The organism is Achromobacter mucicolens (assembly GCF_902859725.1).
Taxonomy (GTDB): Bacteria; Pseudomonadota; Gammaproteobacteria; order Burkholderiales; family Burkholderiaceae_B; genus Achromobacter; species Achromobacter mucicolens.
This window is the reverse complement of sequence record NZ_CADIJP010000002.1, coordinates 19352-39696: the sequence shown is the minus strand read 5'-3', so window position 1 is coordinate 39696 and position 20345 is coordinate 19352. Positions and strand designations below refer to the sequence as shown.

The window sequence follows — 20345 nt, the reverse complement described above, 5'->3', positions numbered from 1 at the left end:
TCATGGATTGTCGTTTTGAAGACCGGCTGGCCGGGCGCGCCCTGCGCCTGGACGGCTTTCGCGCCCGGATCGAAGCGCGCTCGGCCGCCGAGGTCGCGCCCGCGCTGGCCGCCATCGAGGCCGCGCGGCGCGAAGGCCGCTGGATCGCGCTGCTGCTGGATTACGAGCTGGGCGAATGGCTGCTGCCCGAAGCCACCCGGCCCGCCCCGGCCGGACCCTGGACGCCGCCGCGCCAAGACGGGCCGCCCCGCCTGACCGCGCTGGTGTTCGACCGCAAGATCGACGAGACGCCGTGGGAAGCGCCGGCCGCAGATGCCCCCGCCGCCTCCATCAGTCTGCCCGCGCCGCGCATGACCGAGGCCGCCTACGTGCGCCAGATCGACGCCATCCGCGGCCTTATCCAGGACGGCGAGCTGTACCAGGTCAATTTCACGCAACCGCTCGACGTGGGCTTTCAGGGCGACCCGGCCACGCTGTACCGCCGCATCGCGGCGCGCAATCCGGTCGCCCATGGCGCCTACATCCAGGACGGCGCCCGCACCGTGCTGTCGTTTTCGCCCGAGCTTTTCGTCCGGCGCGACGGCCCGCGACTCACGACCCGGCCCATGAAAGGCACCGCGCCGCGCCATCCCGACCCGGCCGAAGACGAACGCCTGGGCCAGGAACTGCTGGCCAGCGACAAGAACCGCGCCGAAAACCTGATGATCGTGGACCTGCTGCGCAACGACCTGGGCCGCCTGGCCGACCCCGGATCGGTCAAGGTCGACGCGCTCTTTTCGCTGGAGCGCTATCCCACGGTCTGGACCATGACGTCCACCGTATCGGCCACCGCGCCGCATGCCACGCTGTCGGACGTACTGCACGCCCTGTTTCCCTGCGGGTCGATCACCGGCGCCCCGAAAGTCGCGGCCATGCGCCGCATTCGCCAAATGGAGGCCGCGCCGCGCGGCCTGTATTGCGGCAGCATCGGATGGCTGGCGCCAAACGGCGACTTCTCGTTGAACGTCGCGATCCGCACACTGGTCCTGGACCAGCAAGGCCACGGCGTCTACAGCGTCGGCGGCGGCATCGTTTACGATTCGGACCCCGCCGGCGAATGGCAGGAATGCCACTGGAAGGCCCGCATCCTGCGCGCCTGACGGCGCAAATCCCCTTGCCGGTAGTAGCATAGAGCGCGGCTTGGCCCGGCCATGACCGGCTTATTCCAGGAGAGTCCCATGCAACCCGAATTGATCGAGACCATCCTGGTGGAATCGTCCGGCAACGTGCCCCTGCTGGCGCGCCACCTTCATCGCCTGGAAGCGTCCTGCAAGGCGCTGGGTTACGTCTGGGGCGGCCGCGACGTCGAAGGCGACATCCTTCTCGCCGTCATGGCCCTGTCCTCCGCCGGACCGCATCGCCTGCGCCTGCTGGTCGCACGCGACGGCAGCCGCCACATCCAGACCGCCGTCCTGCCGCCCCTGCCCGCGCACCAGGAAGTGATGCTCGCGCCCGAGGCGCTGCGGTCCTCGGAACCCCTGCTGCGCTACAAAACCACGCACCGCCCCTGGTACACCAAGACGATCGAATGGCTGCCCTCGCATCCGCACATCTTCGACCTGATCTACCTGAACGAGCGCGGCGAACTCTGCGAAGGCAGCCGCAGCAACGTCTACCTGCGCATGGACGACGATTGGTACACCCCGCCCGTCGACAGCGGCTGCCTGCCCGGCGTGCAGCGCGCGCAACTGCTCGATGCCGGCAAGGCGAAAGAACGCGTCCTGACCCTGGCCGACCTGCACGCGGCCGACGAGATCCGGTTGTCGAACGCGCTGCGCGGGTGGTTCACGGTGTCGCTGCGCGACGCGTAGCGCAGCCCCCGGCCCGCCGCGGCATCAATCAGCAAACACGTCCACCACCACCTGCCGCAGCCACTGGTTGGCGGCCTCGCGGTGGTTGCGGGCGTGCCAGAACACGTTGATGACGGATTCCGGGATCTTCACCGGACAGGGCGCGGATGCCAGGCCAAAGGGGCCGCAGGCGCAGTCGGCAAAGCGCTGCGGCACCACCGCGATCATGTCGGTGGCCTGCAGCACCGGTCCCACCGCCATGAAGTGCGGCACCGTCAGCCGCAGCCGCCGGCGGATGCCCGCGCGCGCGATCACCTCGTCGACCACGCCGTGGCCGGTGCCTTCGGACACGATGGCCACGTGCTCGGCCGCGCGGAACTGCCGCGCCGACACCCCCGAGCGCGCCAGCGGATGGTCCTGCCGGAAGATGCAGACGTACGGCTGACGGAACAGCCGGCGCTGGAAGAATCCACCTTTCAGCCCGGGCAGAAAGCCCATCGCCAGGTCCATGCGGCCCCGCTCCATCTCGTCCCGCACGTCGATCGACGTCGTGCGCACCGTGCGGATGGTCACGCCCGGCGCCACCTGGTCCAGCGCCCGCATCAGGCGCGGCAGGAAGTAGGTTTCGCCCACGTCGTTAACCCCGATCACAAACGCGCGCTCGCTGCGCGCCGGATCGAACGCCACGCGCGCGTTCAACGTGCCGTGCAGCGCGGCAAGCGCATCGGCAATCGGCTGGGCCAGGCTTTCGGCATAGGGCGTCGGCACCATCCCGCGCGACGTCCGCAGGAACAATTCGTCGCCCAGCAGCTTGCGCAAGCGGGCGAGCGCATTGCTGACGCCCGGCTGCGAAATCCCCAGGCTTTCCGCCGCCGCCGACACCCGGCCATGCTTGTGCAATTCATTGAAGACGACGAGCAGATTCAGATCCACGTCTTTCAGATTCATGCGCTTGTCTCCACCAATATTGATTTTGGTGATTTATGTAATAAGCCAGATTCTATTTATTAATCTCACGGCGTGCCCGATGATGCAGAAAAATGCCTGCGCCCATGCCGCGCACGGCCCTGCCCGGCCGCCGCGCGGCCAGCTGAAAATGGAGACAAATCATGCGCATCCGCACGCATCGCCGCCTCACGTCCTGTCGCAGGGGCCGTCCATGAACGCCCCCGAACATCCCATCCATATCGTCCCGCCCTGGCAAGGCGACGGCTCGCATCGCATCCCGTTCGGCGTCTACACCGACGCGGCGCTGCACCAGCGGGAACTGGAACGCTTCTTCTACCGCGGCCACTGGAGCTACGTGGGCCTTGAAGCCGAGATCCCCCATCCCGGCGACTTCAAGCGCACGGTCGTGGGCGATCGCTCCGTCATCCTCCTGCGCGACAACGACGGCCAGGTGCGCGTCGTGGAAAACGTCTGCGCCCATCGCGGCGTGCAGTTCTGCCGCGAACGCGCCGGCAACCGCACCGAGTTCGTCTGCCCGTACCACCAATGGAATTACGACCTGCAAGGCAACCTGATCGGCGTGCCCTTCCGCCGCGGCGTCAAGCAGGACGGCAAGATCAACGGCGGCATGCCGCCCGACTTCAAGCCCGAGGAACACGGCCTGACCAAGCTGGCGGTGGCCGCGCGCAACGGCGTCGTCTTCGCGTCCTTCGACCATGACGTCGAACCGCTGGAAGACTACCTGGGGCCCGACATCGCGCATTACTTCGACCGCGTCTTCGACGGCCGCGAACTGGTGATCCACGGCTACAGCCGCCAGCGCATTCCGGGCAACTGGAAGCTGATGCAGGAGAACATCAAAGACCCCTACCATCCCGGCCTCCTGCACACCTGGTTCGTCACCTTCGGGCTATGGCGCGCGGACAACCGGTCCGAACTGAAGATGGACCGCCACTTCCGCCACGCCGCCATGATTTCCACGCGCGGCCAGGGCGGCAAAAGCACCGTCACCAGCGGCGTGTCCAGCTTCAAGGAGCAAATGTCGCTGAACGACGACCGCTTCCTGGACATCGTGCAGGAACCCTGGTGGAACGGCCCCACGGCCGTGCTCATGACGCTGTTTCCCAGCGTCATCATCCAGCAACAGGTCAACTCGCTATCCACCCGCCACATCCAGCCCGTCGGCCATGACGCCTTCGACTTCGTCTGGACCCATTTTGGATTTGCCGACGACACCCCCGGCATGACCCAACGCCGCCTGCGCCAGGCCAACCTGTTCGGGCCCGCCGGTTTCGTGTCCGCCGACGACGGCGAGGTCATCGAATTCTCGCAATCCGGCTTCGAACAGAAACCGTGGCACCGCAGCGTCGCCGAATTGGGCGGCAAGACCGCCGAAAACACCGACCACATGGTCACCGAAACGCTCATACGCGGCATGTACGCGTACTGGCGCCGCGTCATGGAGGCGTGACATGCTGGACTTTCCGCTTTATTACCAGCTCACCCGCCTCTACACCGACTACGCCGCCGCGCTGGACGCCGGCGAATGGGAGAAATGGCCCGACTTCTTCGTGGAGGATTGCGTCTACAAGGTGCTGCCGCGCGAGAACTACGAACGCGGATTTCCGCTCGCGACCATGGCCTTCGAGAGCCGCGGGATGCTGAAGGACCGCATCTACGGCGCCACCGAAACCATCTTCCACGATCCCTACTACCAGCGCCACGTCGTCGGCGCCCCACGCGTGCTGCTGGTGCAGGACGGCCGCATCGAATCCGAGGCCAACTACGCCATCTTCCGCACCAAACCCAGCCAGCTCACCACCGTCTTCAACGTCGGCCGCTATCTGGACGTCATCCGACGGACGCCCGACGGCCTGAAATTCGAATCGCGGCTATGCATCTTCGACAGCGAGCTGATCCCGAACTCGCTGATCTACCCCATCTGACCAGGAGACGAATCATGAGTGTGCAATGGATCAAGGCCATCGGACGCGATGACGTGCCCGAAGAAGACGTCATCGCCGTCGAGGCGGGCGGCAAGGAGATCGCGCTATATGGCGTCGACGGCGAGGTCTACGCCACCGACAACCTCTGTACGCACGGCAACGCCAGACTCTGCGACGGATTCCTCACCGGCCACGAAATCGAATGCCCCCTGCACCAGGGCCGCTTCGACATCCGCGACGGCCGCGCCCTGTGTTCCCCGCTGCGGGAAAACGTCGCGACGTATCCCGTGCGGATTGAGGATGGCGTGGTGTTTGTGGCGATTTAAGGGGTCACACCGTCAGGCGCAAAGCCTCGTTCGCCGCCGCCATGCCCATGGCGGCGGTCACGGTAACCACCGACCCATAACCCGCGCACGACAGACCCTGCGGCGCCAGGTTCAGCCCCGACGCGCCCATGTCATCTTCACCTTCACGAGGGCGGGTCCACGCATCCGGCAAAATCGCCGGCTGGTCGAACCACAACGCGTGCACGCCCATCTTCGGCACCCGCTTGAGCGCCTTGCCGTTCTTGTCCGACGCCCGCGGAAACCCATGCTCGCGCCGCAACTTGTTGCGCAGCTTCGAGAGCAGCGCATCATTGACCGCCCCCGACAGATCCCCCGCCCGCAACGCCAACGGATCCGTCTTCCCGCCCGCGCCGCCGCACAGCAACATCGGCACCCCAAGCGCCCGCGCATGCAAAATCATCGCAATCTTCGCGGCCGCCTGATCCGTGCAATCGATGATGACCGTATAAGGGCCCGGCAACACCTCGCCCACGTTTTCCGGCGACACAAAGTCGTCCACCCGTGTAATGCGGCATTCGGGATTGATCGCCAACACCCGCTCGGCCATCGCGTCGACCTTGGATTGCCCAAGCGTCGAACTCAACGCATGGATCTGCCGATTGACATTGGATTCGGCAATGTGATCCAGATCGATCAGCGTCAACGCCCCCACCCCGCAACGAGCAAGCGCCTCCACCGTCCACGACCCCACGCCGCCAAGCCCGGCAACGGCAACATGGGCATTACGGATACGCGAAGGCGCCTCAGGACCATAGAGGCGCGACAGCGCGCCAAAACGACGGTCGAGATCGGCGGGTTCAGGAATGAGTTCGGGCGAGTTCATGGACCGCATTTTATGGCAGCGGCCGCCAACCCACGCTCCCCATTCCTGCAGACAAGGTGACAAGGTGTCTGACACCCTGCAGAGACTGCCGTCATACCAAGGATGTGCCCCAAGGGTGTCAGACACCGGAAGCAGCGGCGTCCGCCCCCCACCGCAAGCGCGAAGCGTCATCTTCGGACGCAAGACACCGCGTAAGCGCCCGGAGGCCGCCCGCGCGGCCAACCGGGCGCGGGCCCCGCAAAATGCTTCAAAGCCGCGCAAACCCAGGCAAGAACCTTAAGAACTCCCCCCGCCCCGGCGTCCGCCAAGCTCAATCCACCCGAGCCCGGCGCGGCGGCGGCCTGGGGTGCGCGGGGCGTGTAGATGCGCCCGAGGGAATCGGAAGGCAGTCGCCGGAGGCGACAACGACGATGACGACGGGGCAGTCCGGAGCGAAGGCTCCGGACCGCAATCGTAGCCCCGCGCGCCCCAGGCCGCCGACGCGCCGGGCGTCAAAAGAACCGCGATCGATGCCTGACACCAGCTTCGAATTCAACCCGATCCTCGGATCGCCAGACAACCTCACCTCCGCAGCCCATCCCCGTCAACAGCCACCACATCATCCCCCCCCAACGCCTGATAAACCGTCACCTGATTCACCAGCCGGTTCAGCATATTCTCGTCCCGCGCCACCTCAGCCACCCGGCGCTTTTCCTGCGCATCCAGCCAATCCCGCAGCGGCACCGCCCCCGCCCGGTACCGTACTTCGTACAGCCGCTCAGCCTCCCGAGCCGCCCGCAACGACAGATCCAGCTGCTGCGCCCGCACCGACAACTGCGTGCGATTCGACAGCGCGTTCTCCACGTCTGCCATCGCCTGATACAGCGCCTGCCGGAACGTCACCACCCGTTCCTCGTAATCCGTCTTCGAGATCTTGATGTTCAGCTGCATCTGATTCCACTGCAGGAATGGCAGCGTCAACCCCGCCCCCAACGTCCCGATCGGGTTTTTCAGCACATCCGACAACGTCGGGCTCGAACTGCCCAGCGCCCCCGTCAACGTCACCGGCGGATAAAAGCTTGCCCGTGTCGCGTCAACGTTTGCCAGCGACTCCCGCAACCGCAGTTCCGCCGCGCGCAGGTCCGGACGGCGCCCCAGCAGCTCCGCCGGCACACCCGCCCGCGCCTCGGGCAATGCGCTGGACGGCAGCCGCGCCGGATCCGCCGTGATGCGATCCGGCGGGCCATCGAAAAGAATCGTCAGCGCATTGATGTATTCCACCCGCTGCTGCACCAGCAGCGCATGCGCCGCCTGCTGGCTTGCCACCGTCTGCTCCGCCTCGGCAAGCTCCAGGGCCGACGCCCCGCCCGCCGCGTACTGCGCCCGCACCAGATCCTGCGTGCGGCGCGCGTAGGCAATGCTCTCCTCGCTGCTCGCGAGGCGCTGATTGATGAAGGCCGTCTGCCAATACAGCGTCGCCGTCGTGCCCACCAGCGACAGGGCCGCGCTCTGGCGGTCCTGTTCCGTCGCCAGCGCCTCCCACTGCGCCGCGTCGCGCTGGCGCGCCAGCTTGCCCCAAAGGTCGACTTGATAGCTCACCGTCAGCTCGGCCGAATTGGCTCGCGTGATCGTGCGGTCGCCATACAGATTGCGCACCCGCGACACGTTCGCGTCGCCACCGAACTGCGGCATCAGCTGGTCGTCCGCCAATCCCGCCTGATACTGCGCCCGGCGCACGCGAATCGCCGCCGCCGCCAGATCGTTGTTGCGCGCAAGTGCCGCCTCCACCAGCCCGTTCAACACCGGATCGTCGAAATTGCGCCACCAGGCCCCGCCCTCCGCCAGCCAGACCGCTGCGCCGGCATCGGAAGCCGGACGCGCGTGGGTCCAGGACGCCGGCACGCCTGCAGCCGGCGGCTCGTAATCGGTGCGCAGCAGGCCGCCGCAGCCGCCCAGCGCCAGCAGCAGCGCCACGCCCAGCGGTTTGCAAAAAAAAGAAACTGCTCTCATCGTCTTCATTCCCGGGCCAACGCCTCGACGGGATCCAGGCGCGCCGCATTGCGCGCCGGCAGATAGCCAAAAATCACACCGATCAGCGTCGAGCACGTGAATGCCGCCACCATCGATGCCGTGGAATAGATCATCTGGAACGAGCCGCCCGTGGCCTTGCTGACCAGCACGCCCAATCCCAGCGACAGCAGGATGCCGACCGCGCCGCCGATCAGGCACACCAGCACCGCCTCGATCAGGAACTGCTGCATGATGTCGCTGCGCCGCGCGCCCACCGCCATGCGCACCCCGATCTCGCGCGTGCGCTCGGTGACCGACACCAGCATGATGTTCATCACCCCGATGCCGCCCACCATCAGCGAAATCAGCGCAATCAGCGACACCAGCAGCGTCATCGTCGCCGTCGTGCGTTCGATCGTCTTGCGCACCGCGTCCGTGTTGAACACGAAGAAGTCCTTCACCACGTGCCGGCGCGTCAGCACCCGCACGATGGCCTGCTCGGCCGCGGCCGGCGGCGTCGCGTCGTTCACGCGCACCGTGATGCTCTTCAGGTGCTGCTGCCCCAGCACCCGCGACAGCGCCGTCGTGTACGGGATCCACACGTTCAGCGAATCATTGTTGCCGAACACCGTGTCCTTCTTTTGCGTCACCCCGATCACCCGCGCCGGCATCGACCCCAGGAAGATCACCTGCCCGATCGGTTCGGTGTGCGATCCGAACAGCGCGCGCCGCGTGCCCTCGTCGATCACCACTTCCTGCGCGCGGCGCGCCACGCTGGTCTCGTCGAAGAACTTTCCTTCGGCCAGCTTGATCGCGCGCACGCGGAAGTACTGTTCGCCCACGCCCTGGATCGAACCGTTCACCGATACATTGCGGTAGCGCAGCGTATTGCTCGTGCCCACTTCCGGCGTCACGCTGTCCACATATGACTCGCGCGCCAGCGCATCGGCATCGGCCGGCACCAGCGTGCGGATGTTCACCGCCTTTTCATCGCCGAAGTCCTTGCCAGGAAAGACCTCGACCGTGTTCGTGCCGATGGCGCTGATGTCTTCCAGGATCTTGCGCCGCGAGCCCTCGCCCAGCGCCACCACCGACACCACGGCGGCGATGCCGATGATGATGCCCAGCATCGTCAGCGACGTGCGCAGGCGGTGCGCGTTCATGGCCAGCAAGGCCATGCGCAGCGCCTCGCCGCAGCGATCCAGATAGGCCTGCCACGCCGGTCGCTGGGCCATTTCCGGAGTTTCGTCCCGCGCCATCTGATGGCGCGGCGCGTCGGGGTTGCGCTTGTCCGCGACGATCTCGCCGTCGCTGATCTCGATGATGCGCTGGGCGTGGCGCGCCACGTTCATATCGTGCGTGACGATGATGATCGTGTGCCCCGCCGCGTTCAGTTCCTCCAGGATGCGCAGCACTTCCTGGCCGGTATGCGTGTCCAGCGCGCCAGTGGGCTCGTCGGCCAGGATGATGTCGCCGCCGTTCATCAGCGCCCGCGCGATACTCACCCGCTGCTGCTGGCCGCCCGACAGCTGGCCGGGCCGATGGCCGGTACGATCGGCCAGCCCCAGCCGCGCCAGCAGCGCCGAGGCGCGTTCCAGCCGCGCCTCGCGGCGCTTGCCCGCGTAGACGGCCGGCACCTCCACGTTGCCCTGCGCGCTCAGGTCCGCCAGCAGGTGGTAACGCTGGAAAATGAATCCGAAGTGCTCACGGCGCAGTTCGGCCAGTTCGTCGGGGTCTAGTTCGCCGGTGCTGCGGCCGTCGACCTTGTAGTCGCCGCGCGTGGGCCGGTCCAGGCAGCCCAGGATGTTCATCAGCGTGGACTTGCCCGAGCCGGACGCCCCCACGATGGCGACCATCTCGCCCGCCTCGATCGACAGGTTGACGTCCTTCAGGACCGCAATCGTCTGGTCGCCCGCGGGAAACTCGCGGCGCACGCCAGACAGGGAAATGAGCGGGCCGCCCATGTCAGGCTCCCGGCTTGGCGACGGCCGGCGAGGAATCCGCCGACACGACGCGTTCGCCCACCTCCAGGCCTTCCAGCACCTGCGCCTGCACATTGTTGTTCATGCCGATGCGCACCTGCCGCGTCTCGGTCTTGTTGCCGTCCAGCACCACGCGCACCTCGTAGCGCCCGTCCTTGCCGCGCTTGCCCAGCGCCGAGGCGGGCACCACCACGGCGTCCTTGGCCTCGCCCAGCACGATGAAGACCTGCGCCGTCATCGAGATGCGCAGCTTCTCGTCGGGATTGGGCACGTCGAAAAGGCCGTTGTAATAGACCGCGGCGCTGGTGGAGGTGCTGGATGAGGTCGTCAGCGACGACGCCGCGTCTTCCTTCTGGATGGAATCCGGGGCCGGTTCCACCGCGCGCAGCGTGGCGCGGTAGCGCTCGTCGGGTTCGCCGAGAATGGTGAAGTAGACCGGCAGGCCGGGCTTGACCCGCGTCACGTCCGCCTCGGATATCTGCGCCTTGATCGTCATGGTGTCCACCTGCGCCACCTTGATGATGGTGGGCGCGCTCTGGATGGAGTTGACGGTCTGGCCTTCCTTGGTGACCACCGCCACCACCATGCCGTCGATCGGCGAGACGATCCGCGTGTAGCCCAGGTTGACCTGGGCGGTGTCGACCTGGATCTCGGCTTGGGCGATCTGCGCGTCCAGCGAGGCGATCTCGGCGCGGGTCACGGCCAGCGTGGCCTCGGCCGTTTCATAGGCCTCGCGCGAGCTGGCGTCGGCCGCCAGCATCTGGCGCTGGCGCTTGAACGCCAGTTCCGCCTGTTTCAGCGTGGCCACCTTGGCGGCACGCTCGGCGCGCCGGGTCTGCAGCGCGGCTTGCGCGTTGCGCAGCTCGTTCTGCTGGGTCAGGTCGTCGATCTCGGCCACCAACTGGCCCTTCTTCACACGGTCGCCCAGTTCCACCTTCAGGGACTTCAACTGACCGGTGGCCTGCGCGCCAACGCTGACCCGCTCAATGGCATCGATGGTGCCGCTGGCCAGAACGCTGTCCTCCAGGTCGGCGCGCGACACCTCGGCCACGGCGAACGTGGGCGGCGGCGGGGCCGAAAAAAACGCGGCGCGCGCGCCAAAAACGAGAAGCAGGAGGATGGCGGCTATCAGGGCGTAGCGCTTGAACTTGCTGCGGGACTTTTTCATTGAACCTGGACGATGGGAACGGCGGGCGCCATCTGCGGCGCCGGTAATACGGCAAAAAAGCGGCGAAAACCAGAGACGGATTGCACCGTGCGGAGGGTTCCGTTGCGTGAACGATACAACGATCCCTGGGAGGTTGCGGAACCGTTTTACCGCACCTGCCTTGAACGTGCCGTCATCTTGCCGAATAAGCGCGGGACTTGTCCGCTAGAGACTGTTAACTCCGCAGAGTGACTAGTCACCCCATGACGCAGCGCAAAAAAGCGTCGCCTCGACATAGACGGATGTTACGAACAGAATGAATGCAGTTAAGCCGTGTCTACCTCCAACAGATCCCCCTCCTCGCCATCCAGTTCCCCGGAATTTTCCGGGGCGGTGCTTTTGTGCCTGCTGGCAATGATGAATCATGTGGCGCTGACCGGGGGACGGATCACCGTTTCCCTGACGGCGCTGCAGATGGGACTGTCCACGTTCACGGTCGGCACGCTGGTCGCCGTGTTTGCGGTGCTGCCGATGCTGTTCTCGGTGCGCGCGGGACGCTGGGTGGACCGCGTCGGCATCGTGCGTCCGCTCGTCATCGGCACGACTTTGGTCGCTTTCGGCACGCTACTGCCCTCTATCTCGCAAACCCAGTCCGCGCTGTTGGTGGCGTCCTGCGCCATCGGGATCGGCTTCATGCTGCACCAGGTGGCCACACAGGATCTGCTGGGGCACGCCGAGCCCGAGCAGCGGCTGCGCAACTTCTCCTTCATGTCACTGGCGCTGGCCGGGTCGGGCTTCTCTGGCCCGCTGATTGCCGGACTGGCGATCGACCACCTGGGCACGCGGACGGCATTCGGCCTTCTGGCGGTCGGCCCGCTGTTGTCGGCGGTCGGCCTGTACAGCCTGCGTCATCAATTGAAGGCCGTGGATGCGGCCATCACCGGCGTGCGCGAGGCCCAGCGCCGCCGCGTGACCGAATTGCTGGCCGTGCCCGCGCTGCGCCGCATTCTCATGGTCAACACGATTTTGTCCGGCGCCTGGGACACCCATCTGTTCGTCGTGCCGATTTTCGGCGTGGCGATCGGTCTGTCCGCCACCACCATCGGCCTCATTCTTGCTTCCTTCGCGGCGGCAACGTTCGTCATCCGCCTGATTCTGCCCCTTATCCAGCGCAGGGTCCGGTCCTGGACCCTGGTGCGCGTGGCGATGGCGACCGCGGCCATCGATTTCATGCTTTACCCGCTGTTCACCGACGTTACCGTCCTGATCGTGCTGTCTTTCATCCTGGGCCTGGCCCTGGGCTGCTGTCAGCCCAGCATGCTGGCCCTGCTGCACCAGCACTCGCCCCCCGGCCGCGCGGCCGAGGCAGTGGGCCTGCGCATGGCGCTCATCAACGGTTCGCAGGTCTCCCTGCCGTTGACCTTCGGGGCGCTGGGTGCGGTAATTGGCGTTGCCCCGCTTTTCTGGGCCTACTCCGTGGCGCTGATGGCCGGGGGCTGGGCCAATCGCAACCCTCCGCACGAGTCTGAACGGAATACGTAGTCGTGAACAAGCAGTCATCCCACTCTGACCTCTCCGGCGCCACGCTGCCCTTCCGGCTCTGGACGCCCGAGGAACGGCAAGCCTCGCTCGACGACGCGCTGCGGCACTGGCCGGCTGGGGAAGATGTATGGGTATTCGGGTACGGATCGCTTATCTGGCGCCCGGATTTCGACTTCATGGAACGCCGCCTGGCCACGCTGCGCGGCCACCACCGGGCGCTTTGCCTGTGGTCGCGGGTGAACCGGGGCACGCCCGAGTGCCCGGGACTGGTGTTCGGCCTGGACCGCGGCGGTTCCTGCCGGGGCGTGGTGTACCGCCTGGCCGGCGAACAGGTCCCCCATTACTTTCCCGCCCTCTGGGAGCGCGAGATGTCCACCGGCGCCTATCTGCCCCGCTGGATCAACTGCGCCACGGACGAAGGCGTCGTCCGGGCGCTGGTCTTCATCATGAACCGCGACAATCCCGCCTATATCCGGGCCCTGCCCGAGGCGGAACTGCTGGCCATCGTGCGCCGAGCGGCGGGACGCTACGGTCCCTGCACGGATTACGTGGTGCAGACGGCCCAGGCCTTGCGGTCCGCCGGCATCCACGATGCCCGGCTCGACGCAATTGCCCGCCGGCTGGAGCTGGATGGCCACCCGCTGCCCGAGGGCCCCTGACGCGCCCCCCCGCGGCTGGAGGCGGCAAACTTGTCCGGGGCCTGCGCGGGGTCAATGAGGGGCCGGTCTCCCAGGCGGTATAAACTCCGTGTTATCAACGCTGAACCCCCAAGACCATGTCCGTCTCTGATCTGCGTCAAAGCTACGAAAAGAATGTGCTGCTGGAAAGCCAGGCAGCCTCCTCGCCATTCGAGCAATTCACCCGTTGGTTCGACGAGGCCCTGGCCGCCAAGGTGCCCGAACCCAACGCCATGACCCTGGCCACCGTGGACGCCAGCGGCCAGCCCAGCGCCCGCATCGTCCTCATCAAGGGGTTCGACGAGCAGGGTTTCACGTTCTTCACCAATTACGAATCGCGCAAGGGCCTGGACCTGCAAGCCGAGCCCCGCGCCAGCCTGCTGTTCTTCTGGCAGCCGCTGGAACGCCAGGTCCGCATCGAGGGCGTGGTCGAAAAGGTGGCGGCCGAAGAGTCGGACGCCTACTATCACAGCCGCCCGGCCGGCTCGCGCATCGGCGCCTGGGCTTCGCGCCAGAGCCAGCCCATCACCCGTGAAGAGCTGGAAGCTCGCGAAAAGGAATTCCGCGAGCGTTTCGGCGAACAGCCGCCGCGTCCGCCGCACTGGGGCGGCTATCGCCTCAAGCCCACGGCCTTTGAATTCTGGCAGGGCCGCCCGTCCCGCCTGCACGACCGCCTGCGCTACGTGGCGGACGGGGCGGGCTGGAAAATCGAACGCCTGTCTCCCTGATACGGGGCGCCCCGACGCGGGGCGTCCATCCGCCGGGCGCCTCCTGCGCCCGACCGAACTGTCTATTGCATGTCCGCCTCCTCCCCTGATTTCGACTCCGTCTTCTTTCGCACCGCCTTGGGCCGATACGCCACCGGCGTGACGGTCGTGACGACCACCGGCCTGGACGGCGCCCCCATCGGCCTGACCGTCAGTTCGTTCAACTCGGTCTCGCTGAATCCGCCGCTGGTGTTGTGGAGCCTGTCGCTGGGTTCGTCGTCGCTGGAAGTCTTCGAACAGTGCGAGCGCTACGTCGTGAACGTGCTGAGCGCCGACCAGATCGCGCTGGCCCGCCGCTTCGCGACGGGCAAGACGCGGGACCGCTATGCCGGGCTGCAGGTGCACCATGCCCCGGGCGGCACGCCGATGCTGGACGGCCACTGCGCCGCCTGGTTCGAATGCCGCAACCGCAGCCGCTACGTCGAGGGAGATCACGTCATCATGGTCGGAGAAGTCGAACGTTGCGGACATAGCGGCGAACCGCCGCTGGTCTTTCACGCCGGCGGGTTCGACCTGACCCCGGCCGGCACGCGCGCCGAAAAGGCCAAGCCATGAGCGCCGACGTCGATTGCGTCGTCATCGGCGCCGGCGTCGTCGGCCTGGCCATCGCCCGGGCGCTGGCCCAATCGGGCCGCGAAGTCCTGGTGGCCGAAGCCACCGAGGCTATCGGCACCGGCACCAGCTCGCGCAACTCCGAAGTCATCCACGCAGGCATCTACTACCCCGCCGGCAGCCTGAAGGCGCGCCTGTGCGTGCGCGGCAAGCACCTGCTGTACGCGTACTGCGCCGAACGCGGCGTGCCGCACAGCCGGCTGGGCAAACTCATCGTGGCCACCAGCCCCGAGCAAGCCACCCAGCTTGAAGGCATCGCCCAGCGTGCCCGCGCCAACGGCGTGGACGACCTGCAATTCATTTCGGGCGAAGAAGCCATGCGCCTGGAGCCCGCGCTGCATTGCACCGCCGCGCTGGTGTCGCCATCGACCGGCATCGTCGACAGCCATGCGTTGATGCTGTCGTTCCAGGGCGACGCCGAGAATGCCGGCGCCCAGTGCGTCTTCCATACGCCGCTCGCGTCGGGCCGCGCCCGGCCGGAAGGCGGCTTCGAGCTGCAATTCGGGGGCGACGACGCCATGAGCCTGACCTGCAACGTCCTGATCAATTCGGCCGGCCTGCAGGCGCCCGCGCTGGCGCGCCGCATCGAGGGCGTGCCGGCGGACAGCATTCCCACCGATTACCTGTGCAAGGGCAGCTATTTCACGCTGTCCGGCCGCGCGCCGTTCTCGCGCCTGATCTACCCTGTGCCGCAACATGCCGGATTGGGGGTGCACCTGACGCTGGACATGGGCGGCCAGGCCAAGTTCGGCCCCGACACCGAATGGGTGGACACCGAGGACTACACCCTCGATCCCTCCCGCGCCGATGTGTTCTACGAAGCCGTGCGCAGCTATTGGCCCGCCCTGCCCGACGGCGCGCTGGCGCCCGGCTACACGGGCATTCGCCCCAAGATCTCCGGTCCGCACGAACCGGCCGCGGACTTCGTCATCGCGGGGCCCGCCGTTCACGGTGTGCCCGGCCTGGTGAACCTGTTCGGCATCGAATCCCCCGGGCTGACCTCCAGCCTGGCCCTGGCGGAAGAAACCCTGGCGCGCCTGTCCGCCTGACCCCGCCCGCTTCCTTTTTTCTCATTCAGCCATTCCTGCCATGCAGCACAACGACTACATCCTGACCCTGTCCTGCCCCGACCGCACCGGCATCGTCTACCGCGTCAGCGGCCTGTTGTTCGAACTGGGTTGCAACATCCTGGATTCGCAGCAGTTCGGCGACGAAGAGACGGGCCGCTTCTTCCTGCGCGTGCACTTCGACCTGCCGGTCAGCGCGTCCGCCGACGACCTGCGCGCCCGCCTGGACGCGATGTCCGCCGACTACGGCATGGAGCTCAAGCTGCACGACGCGCGCCGCAAGGAGCGCCTGCTCATCATGGTCAGCAAGCAGGGCCACTGCCTGAACGACCTGCTGTTCCGCGTGCACAGCGGCCATCTGCATGCCGAAGTGGCGGCCATCGTCTCGAACCACAACGACTACGCCAGCCTGGCCGCGACCTACAACATTCCGTTCCACTACCTGCCGGTCACGCCCGACACCAAGTTGGAACAGGAAAAGCAGGTGCTCAAGATCGTCGACGAGGCAAACATCGACCTGGTCGTGCTGGCCCGCTACATGCAGATCCTGTCGGCCGACATGTGCCGCGCCCTGACCGGCCGCGCGATCAACATTCACCACAGCTTCCTGCCCAGCTTCAAGGGCGCGCGCCCTTACCACCAGGCGCATGCGCGCGGCGTGAAGATCATTGGCGCCACGGCTCACTACGTGACGTCGGACCTGGACGAAGGCCCGATCATCGATCAGGACATCGAACGCGTCGACCACACAATGACGGCGCAGGACCTGACCCAGGTGGGCAGCGACATCGAATCCCTGGTGCTCTCGCGCGCGGTGCGCAGCCACGTCGAACACCGCATCCTCCTGAACCGCAACAAGACCGTCGTGTTCCGCTGATCCTCAGGCCCTTGCAGGGGCGGGTTGTAACGGCGCAAACGCCTGCGCCACCAGCGCCACCGCGCGCTCCTGCAAGGGCGAGCGCGCCGCATCCGGCCAGATCACCTGGCTGATCGATCGCGCCTCGTGCTCGAACGCGATGAACCGCGTGCCCGCCAGCCCGCTGCGCGACAGGCAGGCCGGCACGATCGACACCCCCAAACCCTGCGACACCAGCGAGGCCACGCTCAGCCAGTGGCGCACCTCGTGCCGGATCGCCGGCATGAAGCCGGCCGACACGCACATCGCCAATACCGTCTCGTAATAGCTGGGCGACGCCGCGCGCGCAAAAAAGACGAAATCGTCCCGCGCCAGTTCTGTCAGCCGCAGGGTCTGGCGATCTGCCAGCGGATGCGCGTCGGGCAGGCACACCACGAAGGGCTCGGCCATCAGGTCGCGCGCCTGCACGCCTTCAGGCACCGGATTGGCATGGATGAAGCCCAGGTCCTGCTCGCCGCGCCGCACCGCCTCGATCTGGTCGTGCGAATTCAGTTCGGTCAGCACGTGTTCCACGTCGGGCAATTCCTTGCGCATGACGTTCAAGAGCGCGGGCAGTCCGCGATACAGCATGGACCCCACGAAGCCGATGCGCAGCCGGCCGCGCAGGCCCGCGTCCACCTGGCGCACCAGCATGCGGACCTCCTCGGCTTGGCGCAGCAGGATCACCGCTTCGTGGTACAGCGCCTGGCCGGCGTCGGTCAGTTCGACGTGCCGGCTGGTGCGGGCCAGCAGGCGCGCGCCGATGTTCTCTTCCAGTTGGCGGATCGCGTAGCTGAGTGGCGGCTGTGAAATATGCAGGCGCGCCGCCGCCCGGCTGAAATGGCGCTCTTCGGCCACGGCGATGAAGTAGCGCAGCAGACGCGGTTCGAGATCCATGCGTCCCTCCTTTGGGTATATCTATATTTATTTTGGATTGATCTACATCAAAACAGTATTTGAGTAGATGAATCAACCCCCGCAACATAGGGCATCTCCCCGTCCCGACCCGGATGCCGCCATGGATACGCCCGTCTTGCCTGTTGCCGCCACCGCCACGCCCGTACCGGACTCCCGGGGGCTGAACCTGTTCGATGCCGACCCCTACGCCGAGGCGCTGAGCCGACGCTACCTGCCGGCCGAGCTGCATGCGCATCTGCTGCCGCATCTGAGCCGGCTTGGCGAACTGGCCGGCGGCGTCATGGACGAACTGGCGTCGGTCGCCGACAAGCACCCGCCCACGCTATCGGTGCGCAGCCGCGCCGGCACGGACGAATCGCGCATCGACAAGCATCCCGCGTACGTCGAACTTGAACGCCTGGCCTACAGCGAGTTCGGCCTGGCGGCGCTGTCCCACCGGGGCGGCGTGCTGGGCTGGCCCGAGCCCATGCCCGCCGCGGCCAAGTACGCGCTCAGCCATCTTTTCGTGCAGGCCGAATTCGGCTTGTGCTGCCCCGTCAGCATGACCGACTCGCTGGCGCGCACCCTGCGCAAGTTCGGCGATCCCGCGCTGGTCGAGCGCGTGTTGCCGCAGGTGACTTCGCAGGATTTCGACACGCTGCGCCAAGGCGCCATGTTCATGACCGAACAGGGCGCGGGCTCGGACGTCAGCGCCACCGAGGTCACGGCCCAGCAGCAGGATGACGGCACCTGGCGCATCCACGGCGACAAGTGGTTCTGCTCGAACCCTGACGCCGGTTTTGCGATGGTGCTGGCGCGTAGCGAACCGGTCTCGGGACTGAAGGGCGTGTCGCTCTTTCTGCTGCCGCGCGACCTGGCCGACGGCACGCACAACCACTACCGCATCCTGCGCCTGAAGGACAAGCTGGGCACGCGCTCGATGGCCAGCGGCGAGATCCGCCTGGAGGGCGCCGTCGCCTGGCTGGTCGGTGAACGCGGCCGCGGCTTCAAGCACATGGCCGACATGATCAACAACTCGCGCCTGTCCAACGGCATGCGCGCCGCGGGCCTGATGCGCCGCGCGGTCACCGAGGCCATCTACGTGTCGCAGCACCGCCGCGCGTTCGGCAAGCGCCTGATCGACATGCCGCTCATGCAGCGCCAGCTGGTCAAGATGATCGTGTGGGCGGAACAGGCGCGCAGCGTCATGTTCCAGACGGCGCGTGCGCTGGCCGATGCCGACCAGGGCGCGGCCGACCCCGCGCTGGCCCGGATCCTGACGCCGCTGATCAAGTTCCGCGCGTGCCGCGACGCGCGCAAGGTCACCGGCGACGCGATGGAAGTGCGCGGCGGCTGCGGCTATATCGAGGAATGGACCGAGCCGCGCCTGGTGCGCGACGCGCATCTGGGCTCGATCTGGGAAGGCACCAGCAACATCGTCGCGCTGGACGTGCTGCGCGCCATCAAGAAAGAAAACTCACTGCCGGCGCTGCGCAGCCACATCGACCGCCTGCTGGCGGACGGCGCGCCCTGCCCGCCCGAGCTGGCCGGCATGCAGGCCAGCGCCCTGGAAAAGACCTATGCGCTGGCGGAACACGCCGCGCAGGGCGACCATGCGCAGCTGGCCCGCCAGGCCGCGTCGCTGCTTTATCACGCCGTATCCATGGCCGCGCTGCGGTGGGAAGCCACCGGCGCGGGATTGGAAACCCGCGCACGGCTGGCCAACCAGGTGCTGCTGCACCGCCTGGCGCCGCGCGACCCCTACGCCATCCCGCCTGACGAAAGCGCGGCCTGCCAGGCCATCCTGCACTACGCGCTGTAGCACCTGTCAGGGCTTTCGCTGCAACCCGACGCCGGCGGCACAGCCGGCGCGTCATCCACTGGAGACACACATGAAGCGCTATTTTGCCCCTCTGTTCCTGGCGGCCGCCGCCATCGCCGCCACGCCCGTCGTGGCGGCAGACGCCTTCCCCACGGCCCGGCCGGTCACGCTGGTGGTGCCCTTTCCGCCAGGCGGCCCCACCGACGCGCTGGCGCGCCGCCTGGCCGAAAAGCTGCGCGAACCGCTCAAGCAGAACGTCATCGTCGAAAACCGCAGTGGCGCGGGCGGCAACATCGGCTCCGAATATGTCGCCTCGGCCAAACCCGACGGCTACACCATCCTGTTCGGCACGTCCGGCCCGCTGGCCATCAACGTTAGCCTGTACAAGAAGCAGAACTACAACCCCGAGACCAGCTTCGCGCCCATCATCCGCATCGGCCACCTGCCCAACATCCTGGTGGTGAACCCGTCGGTGCCCGCCAACAACCTGCAGGAACTGATCGCCTACGCCCAGAAGAACCCGGACAAGCTGAGCTACGCCTCGTCCGGCAATGGCGCGTCGTCGCACCTGGCCGGCATCCTGTTCAACCGCATGGCCGGCACCAAGATCATGCACATCCCGTACAAGGGCACTGGACCCGCGCTGAACGACCTGCTGGGCGGACAGGTGTCGATGTCGTTCACCGACATCCTGACCGCGCTGCCCTACATCAAGGCGGGCAAGCTGCGCCCCATCGGGCTGGCCAGCGCCCAGCGTTCGGATGCGCTGCCCGACCTGCCCACGCTGTCCGAGCAAGGCCTGAAAGGCTATGACGTCAGCGTCTTCTTCGGCATCGTCGCCCCCAAGGACACGCCCGCCGATGTGGTGAACACGCTGAACCAGGCCTTCAAGACCGCCCTCGCCGATCCCACGATCGAGCAGACGCTGCGCATGCAGGGCATCGTCGAGGCGCAGGACAAGACGCCGCAGGGCCTGTCCAGCTTCATCACCACCGAAGTCCCCAAGTGGCGCGAACTGATCCAGAGCGCCAACGTTTCCATCGACTGACGCGAAG

Annotated in this window: 19 protein-coding genes; 13 read left to right on the top strand and 6 right to left on the bottom strand. The window is 66.8% G+C overall.

All coding sequences use genetic code 11. The annotated features are described in order from the left end of the window. Positions 1 to 2: 2 nt before the first annotated feature. Together HV786_RS01960 and HV786_RS01955 are read left to right on the top strand one after the other, a co-directional pair. Positions 3 to 1139 (top strand): aminodeoxychorismate synthase component I, encoded by a 1137-nt coding sequence (locus HV786_RS01960; RefSeq protein WP_175209884.1) that lies wholly within the window; start codon positions 3 to 5, stop codon positions 1137 to 1139. A 78-nt stretch (positions 1140 to 1217) separates the two neighbouring features. Then, positions 1218 to 1850: an aminotransferase class IV family protein gene (locus tag HV786_RS01955; protein WP_128830029.1), complete on the top strand. Its 633-nt coding sequence runs from the start codon at positions 1218 to 1220 to the stop codon at positions 1848 to 1850. 24 nt (positions 1851 to 1874) lie between these two features. Here HV786_RS01955 and HV786_RS01950 read toward each other — a convergent pair whose 3' ends face one another. Next, positions 1875 to 2777 (bottom strand): LysR family transcriptional regulator, encoded by a 903-nt coding sequence (locus tag HV786_RS01950; RefSeq protein ID WP_062840316.1) that lies wholly within the window; start codon positions 2775 to 2777, stop codon positions 1875 to 1877. 211 nt (positions 2778 to 2988) lie between these two features. Here HV786_RS01950 and HV786_RS01945 point away from each other — a divergent pair, with 211 nt between their 5' ends. Genes HV786_RS01945 through HV786_RS01935 form a run of 3 tightly spaced genes read left to right on the top strand, consistent with a single transcriptional unit; the run spans position 2989 to position 5049 of the window. Then, positions 2989 to 4248, top strand: coding sequence for an aromatic ring-hydroxylating dioxygenase subunit alpha (locus HV786_RS01945; RefSeq protein ID WP_128830028.1), 1260 nt, complete (start codon positions 2989 to 2991; stop codon positions 4246 to 4248). Position 4249: 1 nt separating this feature from the next. Further along, positions 4250 to 4723 (top strand): aromatic-ring-hydroxylating dioxygenase subunit beta, encoded by a 474-nt coding sequence (locus HV786_RS01940; RefSeq protein ID WP_128830027.1) that lies wholly within the window; start codon positions 4250 to 4252, stop codon positions 4721 to 4723. Positions 4724 to 4737: 14 nt separating this feature from the next. After that, the gene (locus HV786_RS01935) at positions 4738 to 5049 is read left to right on the top strand and encodes a non-heme iron oxygenase ferredoxin subunit (RefSeq protein ID WP_128830026.1); all 312 of its coding nucleotides are present in this window, start codon (positions 4738 to 4740) and stop codon (positions 5047 to 5049) included. A 4-nt stretch (positions 5050 to 5053) separates the two neighbouring features. On the opposite strand, the gene HV786_RS01930 is transcribed toward HV786_RS01935, so the two are convergent. The 4 genes from HV786_RS01930 to HV786_RS01915 all read right to left on the bottom strand — a co-directional run bounded on the left by HV786_RS01930 (position 5054) and on the right by HV786_RS01915 (position 11032). After that, positions 5054 to 5902 (bottom strand): tRNA threonylcarbamoyladenosine dehydratase, encoded by an 849-nt coding sequence (locus tag HV786_RS01930; protein WP_128830025.1) that lies wholly within the window; start codon positions 5900 to 5902, stop codon positions 5054 to 5056. A gap of 552 nt (positions 5903 to 6454) precedes the next feature. After that, positions 6455 to 7882: an efflux transporter outer membrane subunit gene (locus tag HV786_RS01925; protein WP_128830118.1), complete on the bottom strand. Its 1428-nt coding sequence runs from the start codon at positions 7880 to 7882 to the stop codon at positions 6455 to 6457. A gap of 5 nt (positions 7883 to 7887) precedes the next feature. Then, positions 7888 to 9846 carry a MacB family efflux pump subunit gene (locus tag HV786_RS01920; protein WP_152383525.1) on the bottom strand — a complete coding sequence of 653 codons (1959 nt, stop codon included), beginning with the start codon at positions 9844 to 9846 and terminating at the stop codon, positions 7888 to 7890. Position 9847: 1 nt separating this feature from the next. Beyond that, on the bottom strand, positions 9848 to 11032 hold the full coding sequence (locus tag HV786_RS01915; RefSeq protein ID WP_128830021.1) for an efflux RND transporter periplasmic adaptor subunit: 1185 nt from the start codon (positions 11030 to 11032) through the stop codon (positions 9848 to 9850). A 312-nt stretch (positions 11033 to 11344) separates the two neighbouring features. On the opposite strand from HV786_RS01915, the gene HV786_RS01910 reads away from it, so the two are divergent. The 6 genes from HV786_RS01910 (at position 11345) to purU (ending at position 16553) form a co-directional block, all read left to right on the top strand. Next, positions 11345 to 12553 (top strand): MFS transporter, encoded by a 1209-nt coding sequence (locus tag HV786_RS01910; RefSeq protein WP_128830020.1) that lies wholly within the window; start codon positions 11345 to 11347, stop codon positions 12551 to 12553. A 2-nt stretch (positions 12554 to 12555) separates the two neighbouring features. Continuing rightward, positions 12556 to 13212, top strand: coding sequence for a gamma-glutamylcyclotransferase (locus HV786_RS01905; protein ID WP_108005390.1), 657 nt, complete (start codon positions 12556 to 12558; stop codon positions 13210 to 13212). Positions 13213 to 13328: 116 nt separating this feature from the next. Continuing rightward, a complete protein-coding gene (gene pdxH, locus HV786_RS01900) occupies positions 13329 to 13958 on the top strand; it encodes a pyridoxamine 5'-phosphate oxidase (RefSeq protein ID WP_056321041.1) in 630 nt (209 codons plus the stop codon). A 69-nt stretch (positions 13959 to 14027) separates the two neighbouring features. Continuing rightward, on the top strand, positions 14028 to 14552 hold the full coding sequence (locus tag HV786_RS01895; protein ID WP_128830019.1) for a flavin reductase family protein: 525 nt from the start codon (positions 14028 to 14030) through the stop codon (positions 14550 to 14552). Continuing rightward, on the top strand, positions 14549 to 15658 hold the full coding sequence (locus HV786_RS01890) for an NAD(P)/FAD-dependent oxidoreductase (RefSeq protein ID WP_128830018.1): 1110 nt from the start codon (positions 14549 to 14551) through the stop codon (positions 15656 to 15658). The genes HV786_RS01895 and HV786_RS01890 overlap by 4 nt, the downstream gene beginning before the upstream one ends. A gap of 40 nt (positions 15659 to 15698) precedes the next feature. Further along, on the top strand, positions 15699 to 16553 hold the full coding sequence (gene purU, locus HV786_RS01885) for a formyltetrahydrofolate deformylase (RefSeq protein WP_056321032.1): 855 nt from the start codon (positions 15699 to 15701) through the stop codon (positions 16551 to 16553). 3 nt (positions 16554 to 16556) lie between these two features. On the opposite strand, the gene HV786_RS01880 is transcribed toward purU, so the two are convergent. Continuing rightward, positions 16557 to 17468 (bottom strand): LysR family transcriptional regulator, encoded by a 912-nt coding sequence (locus HV786_RS01880; protein ID WP_128830017.1) that lies wholly within the window; start codon positions 17466 to 17468, stop codon positions 16557 to 16559. A gap of 121 nt (positions 17469 to 17589) precedes the next feature. Here HV786_RS01880 and HV786_RS01875 point away from each other — a divergent pair, with 121 nt between their 5' ends. Both HV786_RS01875 and HV786_RS01870 read left to right on the top strand, forming a co-directional pair. Continuing rightward, positions 17590 to 19290 carry an acyl-CoA dehydrogenase family protein gene (locus HV786_RS01875; RefSeq protein ID WP_128830016.1) on the top strand — a complete coding sequence of 567 codons (1701 nt, stop codon included), beginning with the start codon at positions 17590 to 17592 and terminating at the stop codon, positions 19288 to 19290. 70 nt (positions 19291 to 19360) lie between these two features. Further along, positions 19361 to 20338 (top strand): Bug family tripartite tricarboxylate transporter substrate binding protein, encoded by a 978-nt coding sequence (locus HV786_RS01870; protein ID WP_128830015.1) that lies wholly within the window; start codon positions 19361 to 19363, stop codon positions 20336 to 20338. The last annotated feature ends 7 nt before the right edge of the window (positions 20339 to 20345 follow it).